The 660-nt window shown below is 51.4% G+C and carries 1 rRNA gene; it reads right to left on the reverse strand.

Annotation, left to right across the window (positions count from 1 at the left end):
* Window positions 1-660: ribosomal RNA gene (locus ABDZ93_RS19990) — 23S ribosomal RNA — on the reverse strand; the annotation flags it as partial.

Consider the following 660-nt stretch of genomic DNA (forward strand, 5'->3'; position numbering starts at 1 on the left):
CAGTACTGTCAGGGTGGTATCCCAAGGATGGCTCCACAGAACCTGACGGTCCTGTTTCTCAGCCTCCCACCTATCCTGTACAGACAATACCGAAACTCAATGCTAAACTACAGTAAAGCTCTACGGGGTCTTTCCGTCCAATCGCGGGTAACCAGCATCTTCACTGGTACTACAATTTCGCCGGATTTGCTGTTGAGACAGTGCCCAAATCATTACGCCATTCGTGCGGGTCGGAACTTACCCGACAAGGAATTTCGCTACCTTAGGACCGTTATAGTTACGGCCGCCGTTTACTGGGGCTTAAGTTCATACCTTCGCTTGCGCTAAGCATTCCCCTTAACCTTCCAGCACCGGGCAGGCGTCAGCCCCTATACATCAGCTTTCGCTTTAGCAGAGACCTGTGTTTTTGCTAAACAGTTGCTTGGGCCTATTCTCTGCGACCTACTTGCGTAGGCACCCCTTCTCCCGAAGTTACGGGGTCAATTTGCCGAGTTCCTTAACAGCAGTTCTTCCGATGGTCTTAGGATTCTCTCCTCACCTACCTGTGTCGGTTTGCGGTACGGGCACTTGCTTCCTCCATAGAGGCTTTTCTTGGCAGCGTGGAATCAGTTACTTCGCTCTATTGAGCTCCTCATCACACCTCAGATTCGGCTAGCGGAT

Source organism: Clostridium subterminale, from assembly GCF_039521425.1.
Lineage (GTDB): Bacteria > Bacillota > Clostridia > Clostridiales > Clostridiaceae > Clostridium_J > Clostridium_J subterminale.